This is a genomic window from Paraburkholderia eburnea (assembly GCF_002917095.1).
GTDB classification, from domain to species: domain Bacteria; phylum Pseudomonadota; class Gammaproteobacteria; order Burkholderiales; family Burkholderiaceae; genus Paraburkholderia; species Paraburkholderia eburnea.
In genome coordinates, this window is the sequence record NZ_PQGA01000019.1 from 1 (window position 1) to 16,834 (window position 16,834).

Genomic DNA, 16,834 nt, shown 5'->3' on the forward strand with positions numbered 1-16,834 from the left:
CCCGATTCCGGGAACATCGCGCCGAGTTCGGCATAGGTGAGTGCGATGGCCAGAATGACCACGGCTCCGATCACCCACGCGCAGATCGCAGCGGGTCCGGCGATCTTGGCGGCTTTCCACGCGCCGAACAGCCAGCCGGAGCCGATGATCGACCCGAGGCCGGTAAACATCAGCGCGAACGGGCCGATGTTCCGTTGAATAGAACTTTTCACGTCTTCTCCTGTATCAAGAGCAGTTCAACACCGCATGCCCCGTCTGTTGTGCGGGCGGGGTTCCAGCGGCAGTCGCACCTGCGCGCGAAGGCGATTGCGCCCGTAGGCGCAACTCATGCGCGGCGCGTAGTTTAACGGTTGCACCGCCAAAAGGCCGCAGAAATCTTCTGCCACTACAAAAAAAACAGCAACTTAGCAAGCTTTGTAAGACTTTGTTTCGACCCCGACCCAAAAAACTATGGAGATTCCCTGGGTCCTAGTTGACCTTCAACTCAATAAGCCGTATAAAGTTCGAGCAGGATTTCAAGCGGCGAGTGTGAATAGGTCTTTCGTAGTTCGCCCATCAACGGTACTCCGGTTGGTCCCATACCCCTTCCTTGATTTTCGTGCACCTCTTTGTTGTGGCTTCGGCCTTCATTCATTTTTAGGAAAGTAATATGGAAACCGGTACCGTCAAGTGGTTCAATGACGCTAAGGGCTTTGGCTTTATCACGCCGGACGGCGGTGGCGAAGATCTGTTCGCTCACTTCTCGGAAATCAAGATCGACGGCTTCAAGACGCTGCAAGAGAACCAAAAGGTTCAATTCGAAGTGCGTACGGGCCCGAAGGGCAAGCAAGCTGCCAACATCAAGCCGGTCTAAGTCACCGTCTTTGACCGTCAGGATTTACCTCTGATCCTGACTGGCAAGCTTACAGAAAAACCCCACTCTTCAACTCGAAAGTGGGGTTTTTTGTCGCCCACGGTTTTATCGCTGCCTCCTCACATCCCCTTCCTGCCTGCTTGATATTCCCGCGCGCCGTTCAGCCGAACAGTCGCTGCGCGTGAATGCCCAGCCCCGTCGCCACGCTGGCGAGCCGGTCGCCGAACACGGCTTGCGCCTGCGGAAACGCCTCGGCGAGCGCCTGGGTCAGGAACAGCAAGCCCGTCGAGCCGCCCGTGAAGTACAGCGCGTTCACCGCGCCCGGCGCCACGCCGGCAGCCTGCACCGTGTCGCGCGCCGCCTGCACGATGCGGCGCGTTTCCTCGCGGCCCGCCTCGACCAGTTGCGCGTCGTCGAACGCCAGGCGCAGATCGGTTTCCACCTGCTCCAGATCGATCATGGTTTCGCCGCCCGCCGACACGCCGATCTTCGCTTCTTCCGCGCGCGCCGCCAGCGCGTGCCCCAGACGCCACTCGACCACACGCATCAGGCGATCGTGCTGCGCGGTGTTCGTATACAGATGGCGCATCAGCTTGAGTTCGGCCGCGCGCTTGGGCGTGTAGATCGTGTTGATCAGGTGCCAGGTCGCCAGGTCGAAATAAACGCGGTTCGGCAGCTCGCGGCCTTCCGGATCGAGCGCCTGATAACCGAGTTCGCGCAGGATCGTCGCCAGTTCCACGCGGCGGTCGAAATCCGTGCCGGCCACGTGCACGCCGTGGTGCGCGAGCACGTCGTCCTTGCGCTCCAGACGCGTCATGCGCTGCGGTCCGACACGCACGAGCGAAAAGTCCGACGTACCGCCGCCGATGTCGGCCACGAGCACGAGACCCTCTTCCGTCAGACGCGATTCATAGTCGAATGCCGCCGCGATCGGCTCGTACTGGAAGTGGATGTCCTTGAAGCCCACCGAGCGCGCCGCCGCTTCGAGCTGATCCTGGGCGAGTTGGTCGGCACGCGGATCTTCGTCGACGAAGAACACCGGACGGCCCAGCACCGCGCGCGTGATCGGCGCACCGGAGCAACGCTCGGCGCTGCGCTTGAGGTGGTCGAGGAAGATCGCGATGATCTCCGTGTAGCGCATCGCGCTGCCATCGCCGAGATCGGTCGTGCTCTCCGCCAGCGGCGAACCGAGGATGCTCTTCATCGAGCGCATCAGGCGCCCGTCGAAACCGTCGATGTAGGCGGCGAGCGCCGCGCGGCCGAATTCCCGCGTGTGCTCATCGGTGTTGAAGAACACCGAAGTGGGCAGCGTGGTGTGAGCGCCTTCCACGGGCGCGAGCCGCATCGCGTCGCCGGGAGCGGCGCCAGGCAGCGCCACGGCCGAATTGGAAGTACCGAAGTCGATCGCGCAAAACGGGGTCATGGCAATGACGCACGGCACGAGGCACGCGCGATGAGGAAAGGCTGGGAGGACGGGCTTTGTATCACGAAAGCGCGGCGCGGGGCAACCGCAAGGCCTTGATGCGACCCCGAAGACGAAACGCGCGGACGACGCCGCGCGTTTGCATTTTGCAGCGTGGCAGCGGAGTTTTAACGCCGCCGCGCTTTATCGCCGCTTAGCCCTTGAACGGCTGCTTCCAGGCGTTCGCGTAGGCGATCTCGCCCACCGCCGAGCGCGTGCGCTCCGCCTTTTCGCGGTCGCGCAGCACCGGTTCGAGCTTTTCCGCATCGCCATAATGGCCGATCGAAATGATCGCGAGCGGCTCCACGTCGTTCGGCAGGCCGAACTCCTTGCGGAACGCGTCCACGTCGAAACCGCTCATCTGGTGTGCGGCGAGACCCAGCGCGTGCGCCTGCAGCACCAGCGACATGGCCGCCGCGCCCGCGTCGTACTGCGCCGTGCGGTTGACTTCGCCCTTGGCGTTGAGCGTCTGCGCCGTCACGGCGATCAGGATCGGCGCGGGCGCGTTCCACTGCTGGTTGAACGGCACGAGTGTGCCGAAGGCGCGCTTGAACGCGGCTTCGTCCGCCGTGCGGTCGAACACGATGAAGCGCCACGGCTGCAGGTTGTATCCCGACGGCGCCCAACGTGCGGCCTCGATCACCGCATGCAGCGCCTCGGGCGACACCGGCTCGTTCGAGTAGGCGCGCGGACTCCAGCGGCCGGCGATCAATTCGTGGATGGGCACGGCTGTCGGTGCGGGTTTGTGCTTCGTCATGCCTTGTCTGTCCTTGAGGATAGCGGGCGCTCGCCCGGGGCCATCAGCATACCCGCGCTGCACAAAACGCGCTCAAGCATCGAATGTCATGCGGATGCGGCAGTTCGTGCGCAAGCCGCACGCTGTTTGCACATCGATGGCACGCTGCCGGCGTTCACGCGGCCTGAACGCCCACCGCGCGCGCGCCGCGATTGATGCGCAGCACCAGAAACGACGCCACCAGACACAGCCCGCCCGAGATCATCGACGCGATCGTATAAGTGCCCAGACTGGAGCGCAGCAGCCCCGCGCCGAACGCCGCGAACGCCGCCCCAAGCTGATGGCCCGCCACCACCCAGCCGAAGACGATCGGCGCACGCTCCTTGCCGAACACGTCGGTGGCGAGGCGCACCGTCGGCGGCACGGTCGCGATCCAGTCGAGTCCGTAGAACACCGCGAAGATCGGCAGCCCGAAGAAGTCGATGCCGAACGCGTGCGGCAGATAGATCAGCGAGAGCCCGCGCAGCCCGTAATACCAGAACAGCAGCACACGGCTGTTGAAGCGATCGGAGAGCCAGCCCGACAGCGTCGTGCCGAACAGGTCGAAGATGCCCATGGTCGCGAGCAGCGACGCGCCCTGCACTTCCGTCATGCCGTAATCGCCGCACATGGCGATCAGGTGCGTGCCCACATAACCGTTGGTGCTCGCGCCGCAAATGAAGAAGCTGAAGAACAGCAGCCAGAAGTCGCGTGTGCGACTGGCCGAGGCGAGCGCGCCGAAAGCCAGCGTGAGCGGATTCTGCTGCGGCGCCGGCGGGACGACGGGCGCATCGTGCGGCTCGCCGAACGGGCGCAGCTCAAGGCTGGCCGGGCGCTCCGGCAGCAGAAACGCGACGAGCGGCAGCACCACGGCGGCGGCGATCGCCACCACCAGCACGACCAGTTGCCAGCCGTGCTTTTCGGCGATGGCCGCGAGGAACGGCAGGAACACGAGCTGGCCCGTGGCCGAGCTTGCGGTGAGAATGCCCATCGCCAGGCCGCGATGCGTGGTGAACCAGCGTGTGACGATGGTGGCCGAAAGCGAGAGCGCCGCGACGCCCGTGGCGCCGCCCACCATCACGCCCCAGATCAGGATCATCTGCCACGGATGCGTCATCAGCGAAGAAAGCGCGACGCCCGCCGCCATCGTGCCGAGGGCCGTGAGCACCGTGGGCCGCACGCCGAAGCGCTGCATCGCCGCCGCCGCGAACGGCCCCATCAGCCCATAGAGCGCGATGTTGACCGAAATCGCCAGCGAGATCGTCGCGCGGCTCCAGCCGAACTGATGTTCGAGCGGCACCATCATCACGCTCGGCGTCGCGCGGGTGCCGGCCGCCGCCAGCAGCACCAGAAACACCACCGCCACGACGAGCCATCCATAGTGGAAGCGCCCGCCGACCATTCTCGCTGCCCAGTTCATCCATGCTCCTTGTTGATGCTGCGCCGGGCTTTTATCTGCGTCTGCCCGTTGTTCGACCCGCGGTTCGACCCGCTGTTCGACCGATTGCGGTGCGCATCCGTCAACGCCGGATTGTTACCGATCGGTCACAAGTGTGTTGCGATAGTAGTGACCGCTCGGTAACATGTCAAGCGTAACCCCGATGACGAGATGCCCGCCATGTCCAAGCGCCCCGATACCCCTCGTGCCTCTCACGTCCCTCATGCCCCTCGCACCGCCGCCACGCGCACCCAGACGGCTGGCCCGCGCGCGCAGGAGCAACTGCTGCGCGCCGCCGACGAGCTGTTCTATCAGGAGGGCGTGCGCGCGGTGGGCGTGGAAGCCGTGGTCGAGCGCGCGGGCGTGAACAAGATGAGCCTGTACCGGCAATTCTCGTCCAAGGACGATCTGGTGGTTGCCTATCTGAAACGTTGCGACGCGCGCTTCTTCGAGCGTTTCGAGGCGAGCGTCGCCAAACATCCCGGCGACGCCGCGCGGCAACTGCTGCAATGTTTCGAGGATCTGGCGAAGCGCGCTTCGGCGCCGGAGTATCGCGGCTGCCCGTTCGTGAATGTCGCGGCCGAGTTTCCCGACGTGGAGCATCCCGCACGCCGCAGCGTCATCGGCAACAAGACCCGGCTCATGGCGCGCTTGAGCGAGCTTGCGCGCGCGGCCAACGCGAGCGACCCCGCCGCGCTCGCCGATGAACTGGGCTTGCTGGTCGAAGGCGTCTACGCTGCGAGCCAGACCTATGGCCCCGGCTGCGGGCCGATACTCGCCGCGCCGCGCATGGCGAAGCTGCTGATCGAGGCGGCATGCGGCAAGACGATCGATCTGGAAGCCCGAAGCCGCGAGTAAAATCGCGGCCATGAACGACACCGCTTCCTCGACTGCGGGCAACACGCCCGGACACGCCGACATCATCGACGCCACCCGCCACTGGCTCACGCGCGCCGTGATCGGCCTGAACCTGTGCCCGTTTGCGAAGAGCGTCCATGTGAAGGGGCAGATCCGCTACGCGATCAGCGAAGCGACCGATCTGGAAGGCGTGCTCACCGATCTCGAAACGGAACTGCGCACGCTCGCGGACGCCGACCCGGCCGAGATCGACACGACGCTGCTGATCCTGCCGCACGCGCTCGCCGACTTCCTCGAATACAACGACGCGCTGCATTTCGCGGACCGGCTGCTTGGCCAGTTGCGCCTCGACGGCACGCTGCAGATCGCGAGCTTCCATCCGCAATATCAGTTCGAGGACACCGAGCCCGACGACATCGAGAACTACACGAATCGCGCGCCGTATCCGATCCTGCACCTGCTGCGCGAGGACAGCATCGAGCGCGCGGTGGACGCCTTCCCGGACGCCGCCGACATCTACGAACGCAATCAGGAAACGCTGCGGCGCCTGGGGCCGAAGGGCTGGCGTGAATGGATGGCCAGGCGCGGGGAAGACTAAACCGCGCCTGGCATTGCGCGGGCTGACTGGCGGTCAGCTCGTGCTGGCCTCGGCTGCCGGCTCGCCTTCATCGGAGAAGAAACGCTCGCGCAGGTCGGCGAGCCCGAAGGTATCGAGAATCTCGTTGAGCCGCTCCGTCGGCCGGCGGCGCGGCAGATCCTTGTACTGGGCGATGATCAGCTCGTTTTTCATCGAGTGCTCCCAGCCCACCAGCTCGGTCACGCTCACCTGATAGCCGTGCGCCTCCAGTTGCAGACAGCGCAGCACATTGGTGATCTGGCTGCCGAACTCGCGCGTATGCAGCGGATGGCGCCAGATTTCCGTGAGCGCCTGGCCGAGCGACTTGCCCTTGTTGCGCCGCAATACACCCGCCACTTCCGCCTGACAGCACGGCACCACCACGATGTAGCGCGCGTGCTTCTTGAGCGCGAAGCGCAGCGCATCGTCGGTCGCGGTGTCGCACGCGTGCAACGCCGTGACGATATCGACCGTCGGCGGCAACTCCGTCGAGGTGGTCGAATCGGCCACCGACAGATTCAAAAACGACATCCCGCCGAAGCCCAGACGCTGCGCGAGTTCGCGCGAGCGCACAACGAGTTCGTCGCGCGTCTCAATGCCGAAGATATGCGACTTGTCGCGCAGTTCCTTGAAAAAGAGATCGTAGAGAATAAAACCCAGGTAGGACTTGCCCGCACCATGATCGACAAGCGTCACGTCGCGGCCATCCTGCTTGAGGTCTTTGAGCAGCGGCTCGATGAACTGGAACAGGTGATAGACCTGTTTCAGCTTGCGGCGGCTGTCCTGGTTCATCTTCCCGTCACGGGTGAGGATATGGAGCTCCTTGAGAAGCTCGATCGACTGGTTCGGACGGATTTCGTAAGTCTTGCTGGACATCGCGGCGGCTTGAAAAGAGAGGCGTCTTTTACCGGCCTACGTGCGGTAGGCGACGGAACGACACAAATATATCTGTCATTTTACGGAAAAAGCAGGAAGAGGCCGCCAGCCCGAGCGGCTCATTCATACGATCGTTGGAGCATCCGGCACGCTGACCCACGTCCGGATGGCAGGGAGGGGTTGATTAAAAAAGACACGGCGACGCTATTCACGTCATGCCGATGTCCAGAAAGGACCGTTTTTGGGGCGCGACACGCCGGCAAAGCATCGGAAGTGCGCGCATGGGAGGTCGCTGACGGATGTGCCGCCAGCGATAAATCAGGTACGACGCAGACGCCTGGCGCTAGACGCACGGTGCTGCGCGACCTTGCATGGGGCATGCAATGAACACGATACCCGACGGTAACGCTGAGCAAAAATTCCAGGAAATGCTAGCCCGGCTCGTAGAAGTGCCCGAGTGGACGGAAAAGCAGCAACTGGAACTGGAAATGGCACGCGACATCTCGGTCGAGATGCTGCGGCTCGCCGAGGATATGCGCGATGGAGCATCGGATCTGGAGAATTGCCTGATCCTGCTGAAATACGCCAAAGTGCTCGATTTCGTGATGTCGGCGCTGGCCGCGCGCCGCGACATCAAACCGCAAACGCTGCGGGTGATCTTCAAGCTCGCAGGCTTGCGCGTCGATGAGGCCTATCCTGGTTGACGCGAGTTAATGCAGGCCAAAGCGCGCGCCCGATCCGAGGTCGGTCCGCGCGCTTATCCTTCACGCTTATTTCACCCTATGCCGCCGCTTGAACCAGCGGCATCTCACCGCTTTTCTTCGATCCCCGAATTATTCGCTACGCACCTCAGCTCCCCTCACGCACCTTGAGTCGCCACAGCGACGTGACTTCGGCCGCGCGTGCGTTGTGCAACGGATCGGAGGGGTCGCTCGCCTTCGGGTGACGCGGGCGAATGTCCTCACGTCCGGCGACTTCGAGTCCCGCCTGCGCGACCATCTCCAGCAATTCCTCGCGCGTGCGCAGGCCCAGATGCTCGGCGAAATCGGACAGGATCAGCCAGCCTTCGCCGCCGGGTTCCAGGTGGTCTTTGAGCCCGGCAAGAAAGCCGCGCAGCATACGGCTGTCCGGATCGAACACGGCGTATTCGATCGGCGACGCGGGCCGCGCCGGCACCCACGGAGGATTACAGACGACGAGCGGCGCGCGTCCCGGCGGGAACAGATCGGCCTCCACCACCTCGACCTGCTTGCCGAAGCCGAGCCGGTCCAGGTTCTCCCGCGCACAAGCGAGCGCACGCGCGTCCTGATCGGTACCGACGACGTGCTTCACACCGCGCCCGGCCAGCACGGCGGCGATCACGCCCGTGCCCGTGCCGATGTCGAACGCCTTCGCCACCGACGGCAACGGCACGCGCGCGATCAGATCGAGATATTCGCCACGCACCGGCGAAAACACGCCGTAGTACGGATGCACGTGCGCACCGCCAAGCGCCGGGATCGCCACGCCCTTCTTGCGCCACTCATGCGCGCCGATCAAACCGAGCACTTCGCGCAGCGACACCGCCGACGGTTCGCCGTCCGGCGCGCCCCACGCCTCCTCGCACGCGAGTTTGACGTCGGGCGCGCGGCGCAGTGCAACCGAATAGTCGCCTTCGAGCGGCAGCAGCACCATGCCGAGCGTGCGCGCACGCTGCGCCTGCGCCTGGCGATGCAAGTGGAACGCTTCGAGCGACGTGGCCGGCTTCGGCGCGCCCTTGCGCGGCTTGCGCTCGGCGCGGCGCGCCATCGCCTGCAGCAACTGGCGCGCATTCTGATAGTCGCCGCGCCACAGCAGCGCGGTGCCTTCGCAGGCAAGACGATAGGCGACGTCGGCCGTGGTGCGGTCATCGGCGACGACGACACGCTTCGGCGCGGGGATGCCTGCCTCCGAACGCCAGCGGACGGTGCGGGGGCCATCCGTGTCGGGCCAGCTCAAGGTGGGAAAGTCGGTCATAAGTCCTGAATGCTTAACGGCTCACCGTGACGGCGTGCCTCTGATGCGGCGCCATGTTATAGCAGAGCAAGGTCCAGCGCCTGGCTGCAAAGTGGATCACGACGCTTATCGCGAAGCGTTCCGGCATCATCGCCCAGCAATGCGCGGGCGTCGATTCCGCCGAACGGCTTAAGCCAGATGGCACATGCCGTCCCAGTAGAATGACCGCCAGTCCGCGCAACGGCGCCACCCAACAGAATATGTCAGAGACAAATCCGACGACGCGCCAAAGACCCGCGCGCAAGCAGAGCGTACGCAACATCGGCGCGCCCCGAGCGGGACTCGACGCGGATTTCTATGCGGGACTGCTGCGTATCGTCGGCCTGCGGGAGCAGGTCGAACGCGGCAAGGCCGTTGTCGTGCGCTGCGCACCCGATGACCGAATGCCCGACGCGCTGATCGAACAGGCGATCGCGCACGTCGAAGCGCATGGCAACCATGCGCCCGAAGCGGCTTTTCACGCGGCATGGCGGCTGTGCATCGCGTGGCTCGGGCGCCTGGTGCTGCTCAAGCTGCTGGAAGCGCGACTACTCGCGCTCCATGAACACGATCCGGCGTATGCCTTCCTGAGCCACCGTCGCATGGCGTCTTATGGAGAATTCGCCGCCCTTTGCCGCGATGTTTTCAGTGCGGGACCGGGCGACAAGCCGCGCCACTATCCGCACCTGCCCTGCCTGCCATCGGCGCTGTTCGAGCCTGCCGACCTTGCGTCGTTCGACGCGACCCTGGCGCAGCATCCCATCGGCGAGTTTCTCGATTTTTTCGACACGTTCGAATTCGCCGGCGAAACCGCTGCGCTCGGCTGGATCTTCGAAAGACTCAACGGCTATCGCGACGGCGCATGGTACACGCCCGACAGCGTGGCAAAGATGCTCGCCGATGCAGCCATCTCGCGCGCCGTGCTGGGACGCTTCAATCGCCTGAAAAGCTGGCATTGCACGACGCTCGATCAGCTATGCGAACGAATCGAAGTCGAGGATCGCGCCGAAGCGCGCTCGATCCTCGCCGGACTGCGCATCTGCGACCCCGCCGTGGGAACCGGCCATCTGCTGGTTTGTGCGCTGGACTCGCTGATGGAAATCAAGGCCAGACTCGGCCTGTTCGCCGACAGCGCAGGCGAAAGCGACACCCCGCGCCTGCGTGAAAAGCGCGCCATCGTCGAACAGAATCTCTTCGGCGTGGATATCGATGAAGGCGCGCTCGGCCTCGCGCGCCTGCGTCTCGCATTCGAACTGCTCGCCGACGCCGGATACGACGACGAAGGCCGCTTCTGCGCGCTGCCGGACTTCTCGGTCAACCTCCATAAAGGCAATGCGGTGATGGCCAGCATCGACCGCGAACCGCTGACGAGCGACGACTTCGCGTGGCACCGGGCATTCCCGTCGGTCTGCGACGCCGATGGACGCTTCGCGGGTTTCGATGCGATCGTCGCCAACCCGCCGTATATCGACTCCGAGCGCATGATCAACGAAGGCCAGAAGCCGCTGCGCGAAGCGCTCGCGCAACGCTGGCCGAGCGCGCGCGGCAACTGGGATCTCTACATCCCGTTCATGGAACTGGGCCTCGCGCTGCTCGCGCCACACGGCGCGATGGCGTGCCTCACGCCTGACAAGTGGCTCGCGCGGCCGTTCGGCGCGGCGTTTCGCGCGCGTCATCTCGACAAGATCGAGCGCATCGTCACGCTGGGCCGCGACGTGTTCGAGCGCGCGCTGGTCGATTCGATCGTGACGCTCTATCGGCAGGCGGGCACGCAGACCATCGAAACGGCGCGCCTGGAGGGCGCATCGCTCAGGCCGCTTGCCACGGCGAACAAATGCGAACTCGAGGCGCCGTGGACACTCGACTGCCTGCTCTCGCCGCACTACGCCTTCGTGCAGCGTCTCACGCGCGCGCATCCGGCGCTCGGCTCGCTGCTGCGCTGCGAAAACGCGTGCGCGACCGCGGACGCGTATCGCCTCGCGCCCTTGATCGACGAGATGCGCGAGCGCTTCGATGCTTCGCGACACTACCGCGTGGTGAATACCGGCACTTTGGGCCGCTACGTCTCGCGCTGGGCCAGCAAGCCGATGACGTACCTCGGACGCAGTTATGCGCAACCCGTGGTTGAACGGGAGCGCTTCGAGGCCGCGTTCGCGAACGGCTATCGCGCAAAGACCGCCGCGAAAAAGGTGATCGTGAAAGGCCTCACGCATCTGCACGCCACGCTTGATCTCCATGGCGACACGCTGCCCGGCAAGACGACGCTGATCCTGCGCAGCGACGACGAAGACCTGCTGAAATTCGCGGCGGCGGTGCTGAACTGTCCGCTCGCGGGTTTCGTTACGCGCGCGCGCTTCGGGGCGTCGAGCTACAACGGCGGCGTGGCGTTCACCAAGGCGATGCTCGATGCGCTGCCCGTGCCCGGCGATGCGCTCTTGCGCGCAAGCATCGCACGCAAGGTCGACGAGGTGATGAGCTTGATGCAGGCCGGCGCGCAGGCACAAGGCGAAGCACTCGCTCGCGAGATCGACAGCGTGCTGTACGCGGCGTATGGCCTCGATGACAGCGATATCGCGCTAGTCGAACAGCCGGCTAGTCGCCGTGCCGAGAAGAAGGCCAAAAGCGAATCCAGAAACGAAAAAAAGGTTACAGCTTGTGGGCTGTAACCCTTTCTCGAAGTATTTTGGTGCCGGCTGCAGGACTCGAACCCGCCACCTGATGATTACAAATCAACTGCTCTACCAGATGAGCTAAGCCGGCGTAGCCCGTGATTCTACTTCATTTCACGATCTTGAGGTGACCCTTACTGCCCTTTGCTGCACCATCGTCGCCTTTTTCAGGAGCGGGTGCCGTGGTTTCGTCGGCGCTGGCCTCCTGAGGCACGGCTTCGGCGGGACCGCCGGGCACATCTTCGTGCTCATCCTGTGCGGACGGCAGCACGTCGTTGGCGTCGCCCGCCGGCGCTTCGACCGGGAACGCCATGCCCTGGCCGTTCTCGCGCGCATAGATCGCCAGCACGTTCGGCACCGGCACTTCGATCTTGTGCGACTTGCCGGAAAAACGGGCGTTGAACTCGATCATCTCGTTGCCCATCTGCAACTGGCTGGTGGCCTCGAAGCTGATGTTCAGCACGATCTCGCCGTCGCGCACGAACTGGCGCGGCACGCGCGTGTGGTTGTCGACCCGCACCGCGATATGCGGCGTGAAACCGTTGTCGGTGCACCACTCGTACAGCGCACGCAGCAGATACGGCTTGGTGGAAATCTCTTGCATCAACAATCCTCTGAAGAGGCGGCGCATCGACCGGTTTCACCGGACACCACCAACGCGCACGCCTCCTGTTGCAACTACGCCAACTTAGCGGCGCATCACCTTTTCCGACGGCGTCAGCGCTTCGATATAGGCCGGACGGCTGAAGATACGCTCGGCGTACTTCATCAGCGGCGCGGCGTTCTTCGAGAGTTCGATGCCGTAGTGGTCGAGGCGCCACAGCAGCGGCGCGATCGCGACGTCGAGCATCGAGAACTCTTCGCCCAGCATGTACTTGTTCTTCAGGAAGATCGGCGCGAGCTGCGTGAGGCGATCGCGGATCGCCAGACGTGCCTTCTCGTGGTTCTTCTCGGCAGCCTTGCCCTTTTCGTTTTCGAGCGTGCTCACGTGCACGAACAGCTCCTTCTCGAAGTTGAGCAGGAACAGGCGGGCGCGCGCGCGCTGGACCGGATCGGCCGGCATCAGCTGCGGGTGCGGGAAGCGCTCGTCGATGTACTCGTTGATGATGTTCGATTCGTACAGAATCAGGTCGCGCTCGACCAGAATCGGCACCTGACCATACGGATTCATCACTGCGATGTCTTCCGGTTTATTGAACAGGTCGACGTCGCGGATTTCGAAGTCCATGCCCTTTTCGAACAACACCAGCCGGCAGCGCTGGGAGAACGGGCAGGTAGTGCCGGAGTACAGAACCATCATGATTTACATTTCCTCAATAAACCCAAAAGGCCAGCGGGCGAAAACACCGCCCGACCGTCATCAGACTGTCAGGCGGCGCGTCGTCATCCGGCCCACGTCGGTCAGGACGTGCCTATTTGATATCTTTCCAGTACGCAGCGTTCAGTCGCCACGCGAAAAAGCTCAGGACGCCGAGAAACAGGAGCACCCAGACCCCAAGCTGCTTGCGGGTGCGCTGCTCCGGCTCGGACATCCAGCCGAGGTACGCAACCAGGTCGGCCACGGCAGAATCATAATCTACCGGCGAAAGCTTCCCTGGCGTGACCTGTTGGTACCCCACAAAGCGGTGGACCTTCTCCCCCGTTTCTTCATCCACCGTATCTTCGAACTTCGCCGTGCGCACGCCCTGCAACTGCCAGAGCACGTGCGGCATGCTCACGTTCTCGAACACCATGTTGTTCCAGCCGGTCGGGCGCGTGTCGTCGCGGTAGAAGCTGCGCAGATACGTGTACAGCCAGTCGCGCCCTTTTGCGCGAGCCTCCACGGAGAGGTCCGGCGGCGGCACGCCGAACCACGATTTGGCGTCGTCCGGGCGCATCGCGATGGACATCGTGTTGCCGACCTTGTCCGTCGTAAACAACAGATTATCTTCGATCTGCTTCTGCGGAATGCCGAGATCCTGCAACCGGCTGTAGCGCATCAGATTCGCACTGTGGCAATTCAGGCAATAGTTTACAAACAATTGCGCGCCGTGTTGCAGCGAAGCAAGATTTTCGCCGTTATCGGGAGCGCGGTCGAGGGGAATGTTTTCCTGCGCCGTTACCGATCCGACCCCAAACGACCATACGCAGGCCATCGCCAGGCCCGTGCGCACGCTCGCCCGCGCGAGCGTCGAAAAGAGCAATTTCATCATCATGTCTTCCTCGCTCGCAGATTAATGGGGCTTGAAGCGCACGCGCTCGGGCGGCTGCTTGAATGTGCCAAGCGGCGTCCAGAACGGCATGCCGAGGAAGAAAGCGAAATAAACCAGTGCGCAGATCTGGGCGATCAGCGTGGACGCGGGCGACGGTGGACGCGTGCCGAGAAAACCAAGCGTCAGGAACGCCGCCACGAAGACGCCGAGGAAAACCTTGTGGAACAACGGCCGGTAGCGGATCGACTTCACCGGCGCGCGATCGAGCCACGGCAGGAAGAAGAGCGAAATCACCGCCGTGCCCATCACCACCACGCCCCAGAACTTCGATTCGGTGAAGGCCATCGCCAGGATCACGAGCAGCGCCAGCACCGGCAAACCCACGCGCCACTTGCCGCGCGCGCGCAGCAGCGCGAACAGGCCAAGCAGCGCGATCACGATCATCAGGACGATCTTGAACGGGTCGGTGGTCGCGCGCAGCATCGCGTAGAACGCCGTGAAGTACCAGACCGGCGCGATCTCGGGCGGCGTCTGCAGCGGGTTCGCCGGGATGAAGTTATTCGCTTCGAGGAAGTAGCCGCCCATTTCCGGCGCGAAGAAAATGATCGCCGCGAAGATCATCAGGAAGATGCACACACCCATGAAGTCGTGCACCGAGTAATAGGGATGGAACGGGATGCCGTCGAGCGGAATGCCATTCGCGTCCTTTTTCTCCTTGATCTCGATGCCGTCGGGGTTGTTCGACCCTACTTCGTGCAGTGCCACGATATGCGCCACCACCAGCCCGACCAGCACGAGCGGAATCGCGATCACGTGGAACGCGAAGAAGCGGTTGAGCGTGACGTCGGACACCACATAGTCGCCGCGAATCCACAGCGACAGATCCGGGCCGATGAAGGGAATCGCCGAAAACAGGTTCACGATCACCTGCGCGCCCCAGAACGACATTTGCCCCCACGGCAGCAGATAGCCGAAGAAGGCTTCGGCCATCAGGCACAGGAAGATCGCGCAGCCGAAGATCCAGACGAGTTCGCGCGGCTTGCGGTACGAGCCGTACAGGAGGCCGCGGAACATGTGCAGATACACGACCACGAAGAACATCGACGCGCCCGTGGAATGCATGTAACGGATCAGCCAGCCCCACGGCACCTCGCGCATGATGTACTCGACCGACGCGAATGCGAGCGTCGAATCGGGCTTGTAGTTCATGGTGAGGAAGATGCCGGTGACGATCTGGTTGACCAGCACCAGCAGCGCGAGCGAGCCGAAGAAGTACCAGAAGTTGAAGTTCTTCGGCGCGTAGTACTCGGAGACGTGCGCCTTCCACGTCGCGGTCATCGGAAAGCGCTTGTCGATCCAGCCTTGCAAGCCGGATGCTTCGGACGCCACCACTTCCTTGTCGGTTCCCGTAGCCATCACGCTTCTCCTTTTTCGTCACGGCCGATCACGATCGTCGTCGGTGACGCGAACATGTAGCGCGGGATGTCGAGGTTCTGCGGCGCGGGCTTGTTCTTGAACACGCGGCCGGAAAGGTCGTAGGTGGAGCCGTGGCACGGGCACAGGAAGCCGCCTGGCCAGTCGTCGGGCAGGTTCGGCTGCGGGCCTTCCTGGAAGCGTGCCGTCGGCGTGCAGCCCAGGTGGGTGCAGACGGCGACGGCCACGAGAATGTTCTTGTGCTCGGGACGCGAGCGGTATTCGTTCTGGCAGTACTCGGGCATCGGCATGGAAAACGGATGCTCGGAGTTCGGGTCCGCGAGCCCCGGATCGGCCTTCTTGACGTCGGCCATCATGCGGTCGGTGCGGTTCAGGATCCACACGGGCTTGCCGCGCCAGGCCACGGTCATCATCGAACCGGGTTCGAGGCCACTGATGTCGGCCTCGACAGGCGCGCCGGCGGCGCGGGCTTTTTCGGATGGTGCAAACGAGCCTACGAAGGGTACGACAGTGGCAACGCCTCCTATGCCACCTGCTACGGACGTCGCAATCAGCCAGGTACGGCGGCTGCCATCGACGCGGTCATTATCTTTGTCTCGCATCACATCGCCCCACTTCTGAGTTGGATTTTTCCGTCACGCCGTTGCTTACCCGCGGTGCTGCCGAACGCTAGTGTGCGCGAATGGAGTTGCCATTTACAAGGGGCGGTTACCAGAAAGCGCGCGAAGTCCTTGATATCTCGGGGTTTTCCCCGAATAAACGGGGACATTTTCTGATGACTTTGTAAATGCCCGGCGAATACGGCGATACGCTGCGATGCATCAATCGCTTCATCGCGAATTACCCGACAACGAAACGATTCATGCGCTACGGATATTTGCCGCGTACTCAGACCGGATTATCGATGTCGATGAACAGATGTTCGATGTCGAAGGCTTCGGCCAGATGCGTGCCCACGGCCTGCACGCCGAAACGCTCGGTGGCGTGGTGGCCCGCCGCGAGGAACGCGACGCCGCTTTCGGCGGCCGTGTGGGTGGTCTGCTCGGAGATCTCGCCGGTGAGGAAGACGTCGGCGCCCGCGTCGATGGCCGCATCGAAAAAGCCTTGCGCCGCGCCCGTGCACCACGCCACCCGGCGCAGTTGCCAGTCCGGGTCGCCCAGCACGAGCGGCGTGCGGCCGAGCGTCTGCTCGACTTCGGCGGTAAAGTGCGCAAGCGTGATCGGCATGGGCAGCGTCGCCATCCAGCCCAGATCCTGCTCGCCGAAGCGTTGTTCGCCGATCCAGCCGAATTTCGCGCCCAACTGCGCGTTATTGCCGAGTTCGGGATGGCTGTCGAGCGGCAGATGGTAGGCGAACAGATTGAGGTCGTTGGCAAGCAGCGTCTTCAGGCGGCGATACTTGCGGCCCGTGATCTGCGGCGCCTCGTTCTTCCAGAAATAGCCGTGGTGAACCAGTACGGCGTCGGCACCCCACTCCAGCGCGGCTTCGAGAAAAGCCAGCGAGGCGGTCACGCCGGTCGCGATCTTTTCCACGCGCTTGCGGCCTTCCACCTGCAGGCCATTGGGGCAGTAGTCCTTGAACCGCGCGGTTTCCAGAAGATTGTTCAGATACAATTCCAGTTCGATCCGATCCATATAATCCTCTAAT

The 16,834-nt window shown here is 63.4% G+C and carries 16 protein-coding genes, 1 tRNA gene and 1 pseudogene; 5 read left to right on the forward strand and 13 right to left on the reverse strand.

The window, feature by feature from the left end; genetic code table 11:
• Positions 1–212: pseudogene (locus B0G62_RS24920) on the reverse strand (amino acid:proton symporter); the annotation flags it as partial.
• 437 nt (positions 213–649) lie between these two features.
• On the opposite strand from B0G62_RS24920, the gene B0G62_RS24925 reads away from it, so the two are divergent.
• Positions 650–853 carry a cold-shock protein gene (locus tag B0G62_RS24925; protein WP_027819263.1) on the forward strand — a complete coding sequence of 68 codons (204 nt, stop codon included), beginning with the start codon at positions 650–652 and terminating at the stop codon, positions 851–853.
• A 160-nt stretch (positions 854–1,013) separates the two neighbouring features.
• Here the strand turns inward: B0G62_RS24925 and B0G62_RS24930 are convergent, their stop codons facing one another.
• From B0G62_RS24930 to B0G62_RS24940, 3 genes are all read right to left on the reverse strand, one after another.
• Positions 1,014–2,276: an Hsp70 family protein gene (locus tag B0G62_RS24930; protein ID WP_103706886.1), complete on the reverse strand. Its 1,263-nt coding sequence runs from the start codon at positions 2,274–2,276 to the stop codon at positions 1,014–1,016.
• Positions 2,277–2,469: 193 nt separating this feature from the next.
• Positions 2,470–3,072 (reverse strand): nitroreductase family protein, encoded by a 603-nt coding sequence (locus B0G62_RS24935; protein ID WP_103706887.1) that lies wholly within the window; start codon positions 3,070–3,072, stop codon positions 2,470–2,472.
• A gap of 154 nt (positions 3,073–3,226) precedes the next feature.
• A complete protein-coding gene (locus B0G62_RS24940; protein ID WP_103706888.1) occupies positions 3,227–4,510 on the reverse strand; it encodes an MFS transporter in 1,284 nt (427 codons plus the stop codon).
• 198 nt (positions 4,511–4,708) lie between these two features.
• On the opposite strand from B0G62_RS24940, the gene B0G62_RS24945 reads away from it, so the two are divergent.
• Both B0G62_RS24945 and B0G62_RS24950 read left to right on the forward strand, forming a co-directional pair.
• Positions 4,709–5,386: a TetR/AcrR family transcriptional regulator gene (locus B0G62_RS24945; RefSeq protein WP_103706889.1), complete on the forward strand. Its 678-nt coding sequence runs from the start codon at positions 4,709–4,711 to the stop codon at positions 5,384–5,386.
• A 10-nt stretch (positions 5,387–5,396) separates the two neighbouring features.
• Positions 5,397–5,984 (forward strand): DUF1415 domain-containing protein, encoded by a 588-nt coding sequence (locus B0G62_RS24950; RefSeq protein ID WP_103706890.1) that lies wholly within the window; start codon positions 5,397–5,399, stop codon positions 5,982–5,984.
• A 33-nt stretch (positions 5,985–6,017) separates the two neighbouring features.
• Here B0G62_RS24950 and B0G62_RS24955 read toward each other — a convergent pair whose 3' ends face one another.
• Positions 6,018–6,878 carry a class I SAM-dependent methyltransferase gene (locus tag B0G62_RS24955; protein ID WP_103706891.1) on the reverse strand — a complete coding sequence of 287 codons (861 nt, stop codon included), beginning with the start codon at positions 6,876–6,878 and terminating at the stop codon, positions 6,018–6,020.
• A gap of 383 nt (positions 6,879–7,261) precedes the next feature.
• Between B0G62_RS24955 and B0G62_RS24960 the strand changes: the two genes are divergently transcribed.
• On the forward strand, positions 7,262–7,582 hold the full coding sequence (locus B0G62_RS24960) for a DNA-binding protein (protein ID WP_103706892.1): 321 nt from the start codon (positions 7,262–7,264) through the stop codon (positions 7,580–7,582).
• Positions 7,583–7,727: 145 nt separating this feature from the next.
• Here B0G62_RS24960 and B0G62_RS24965 read toward each other — a convergent pair whose 3' ends face one another.
• Positions 7,728–8,873, reverse strand: coding sequence for a methyltransferase (locus B0G62_RS24965; protein WP_103706893.1), 1,146 nt, complete (start codon positions 8,871–8,873; stop codon positions 7,728–7,730).
• 239 nt (positions 8,874–9,112) lie between these two features.
• On the opposite strand from B0G62_RS24965, the gene B0G62_RS24970 reads away from it, so the two are divergent.
• Positions 9,113–11,557, forward strand: coding sequence for a type IIG restriction enzyme/methyltransferase (locus tag B0G62_RS24970; protein ID WP_167401335.1), 2,445 nt, complete (start codon positions 9,113–9,115; stop codon positions 11,555–11,557).
• A gap of 18 nt (positions 11,558–11,575) precedes the next feature.
• Here B0G62_RS24970 and B0G62_RS24975 read toward each other — a convergent pair.
• From B0G62_RS24975 to B0G62_RS25005, 7 genes are all read right to left on the reverse strand, one after another.
• Positions 11,576–11,651: transfer RNA gene (locus B0G62_RS24975), tRNA-Thr, on the reverse strand.
• A gap of 18 nt (positions 11,652–11,669) precedes the next feature.
• Positions 11,670–12,164: a ClpXP protease specificity-enhancing factor gene (locus B0G62_RS24980; protein WP_103706895.1), complete on the reverse strand. Its 495-nt coding sequence runs from the start codon at positions 12,162–12,164 to the stop codon at positions 11,670–11,672.
• Positions 12,165–12,248: 84 nt separating this feature from the next.
• A complete protein-coding gene (locus tag B0G62_RS24985) occupies positions 12,249–12,860 on the reverse strand; it encodes a glutathione S-transferase N-terminal domain-containing protein (RefSeq protein ID WP_027797364.1) in 612 nt (203 codons plus the stop codon).
• A 112-nt stretch (positions 12,861–12,972) separates the two neighbouring features.
• Entirely contained in the window at positions 12,973–13,749 is a 777-nt protein-coding gene (locus tag B0G62_RS24990; RefSeq protein WP_181315638.1) for a cytochrome c1, read from the reverse strand.
• Positions 13,750–13,773: 24 nt separating this feature from the next.
• A complete protein-coding gene (locus tag B0G62_RS24995; protein WP_103706896.1) occupies positions 13,774–15,168 on the reverse strand; it encodes a cytochrome b in 1,395 nt (464 codons plus the stop codon).
• Positions 15,168–15,788, reverse strand: a complete 621-nt coding sequence (petA, locus tag B0G62_RS25000) for a ubiquinol-cytochrome c reductase iron-sulfur subunit (RefSeq protein WP_103706897.1) — start codon at positions 15,786–15,788, stop codon at positions 15,168–15,170. Before petA ends, B0G62_RS24995 begins: the two co-directional genes overlap by 1 nt.
• Before the next feature lie 286 nt (positions 15,789–16,074).
• On the reverse strand, positions 16,075–16,821 hold the full coding sequence (locus tag B0G62_RS25005) for a Nif3-like dinuclear metal center hexameric protein (protein WP_103706898.1): 747 nt from the start codon (positions 16,819–16,821) through the stop codon (positions 16,075–16,077).
• Positions 16,822–16,834: the final 13 nt, after the last annotated feature.